Raw genomic sequence first — 1718 nt, 5'->3', positions numbered from 1 at the left:
TGCATCGGGGGGCGATTCGGGGGCGACATCGGGGGCGACATCGGGGGCGACATCGCCCCCGATATCGGGGGGCGAATCGGGGGCGATATCGGGGGCGACATCGCCCCGATCCTCGCCCCGATCCTCACCCCGATCCACCGATCCCCGAACCCCTCTCCGATCCTCTCCTCCGACTCGGAATGGCGATGTCATGGGGCTTATCGGGGGCGATATCGGGGGCGATATCGGGGGCGATATCGGGGGCGATATCGGGGGCGATTCGGGGGGGCGAATCGGGGGGGATATCGCCCCCGAATCGCAACCAACCATACCTACCAACCAACCTAACCAACCAACCGCGCGTAACGCGCGCGCGCGCACGCGCGAGGGTCCTGATAGGTCCACAGGCGACGGTGATGACTACGAACGCCTGCTCGATAAATGCGTCATGGCCTGGAACGAATCCGATCCGCCGACCTCTAAGAGCCTCGCGGCCATCTCGGTGAGCCGCCGGAAGCACTGTGACGCCGCGCTCAAGGCGGGTGTGCCTGCTGAGTTCCTGATCGAGATCATACGCAGGGAAGCCCCCGCGGGCACCCAACCCTGGAAGATCAGGCAGATGGCCGTGCAGGAATTCCGCAACAAGCGACCGTGGGAGATGGGCCAGAAGAAACAGGACGGCGTTCCCAACGCCGGTGCCTATGAGCTTGTGGACCCGCAGGAAGTACAGGAGTTCGCCAAACTGATGTACGGAGAGGCATAGGAGGCTGACGCCAGTGAGGGATGAGCTGTTTACCACGAATCCATCTATGGGACTCAGGGACGAAGACCCCGGTGGCATCTATTCCGGAGAGGTCACGGTAAAGCGAGCCGACGAGGGCATCGTCTGGGCCAAGCACAACGCGGCTCGTCCCGGCGTGGAAGCCGCGAAGCTCGACAAGAAGAAGCTCATCTTCTTCCGGGCCCTAGCTCAGAAGATCCTAGGCAACAAGACGGTCATGAACGTGGATGTCGGTTACAACCCTGAGTTCGGATGGCTGATCGTGGCCCCATCGAAGCGAGGCCACTACCTGCTCCGCCTCGATCCCTACGGCTCAAGCTCTCCGGTTGGAGGTCGGAGACTCCACGATACCCTGGTGGCCGCCGGTGCATCCGAGGGCCTGTGGGTGCCCGTGCCTAAGAACGAGCCTCTCTCCAAGAAGGCTCTGGAAGCATTCCGTCTCTACCAAACGATGGGCTGGACGGTTCTGAAGCTGGTAGAGAAATACACTTGACAATCTGCACGATTGGTGGTATGCTTAAACCATGGATCAGCAACGTGAATTGTTCGCAGGATACATACCGGGAACCATACGCAGTCTGAAGAATTCGCGGCGCCTCGTCTACCCCCGCCTCAAAGGCGGGGTTATGACGAAGCCCAAGTTCATACCGTCGAAGGCGTACAAAAAGTGGGAGGCGCAGGCGCTCGCGTCGCTGATTCACCAGCTCCAGGCCAGGAAGGCAACCGGGCACCGGTACCCGATTGATCAGCCGATGTGGGTGAAGGCTTACGTCGTCTACTCCGGCAACGAGCCTGATTTATCGAACGCCTTGGAAGGCGTGGCCGACGTTCTTCAGAGAGCCGGAATCATCGCAGACGACAAGCTCATTCGGTCCTGGGATGGGAGCAGGAAGCGACACGTATCCGAGGTTCGGCGCAGTGACGGCTCCCCGGCCTCCGCTGGAACCGCCGTCTGGAT

At 61.4% G+C, this 1718-nt stretch carries 2 protein-coding genes and 1 pseudogene; all 3 read left to right on the top strand.

The window, feature by feature from the left end; genetic code table 11:
* Positions 1-190: 190 nt before the first annotated feature.
* A complete protein-coding gene (locus FWJ67_RS10975; RefSeq protein WP_414482840.1) occupies positions 191-742 on the top strand; it encodes a hypothetical protein in 552 nt (183 codons plus the stop codon).
* A 13-nt stretch (positions 743-755) separates the two neighbouring features.
* Entirely contained in the window at positions 756-1253 is a 498-nt protein-coding gene (locus FWJ67_RS10970) for a hypothetical protein (protein ID WP_414482839.1), read from the top strand.
* A 31-nt stretch (positions 1254-1284) separates the two neighbouring features.
* Positions 1285-1718 (top strand): annotated as a pseudogene (locus tag FWJ67_RS10965) (hypothetical protein); the annotation flags it as partial.

Origin of the sequence: Limnochorda sp. (genome assembly GCF_047459355.1) — a bacterium.
Lineage (GTDB): Bacteria > Bacillota > Limnochordia > Limnochordales > Limnochordaceae > Limnochorda.
Note: the sequence above shows the minus strand (reverse complement) of the source record. Positions and strands in the feature narration are given on the sequence as shown.

Excerpts from the sequence above, each read along its gene's own strand:
- FWJ67_RS10975 (WP_414482840.1), top strand. The coding sequence starts at position 191 with ATGGGGCTTATCGGGGGCGATATCGGGGGCGATATCGGGGGCGATATC.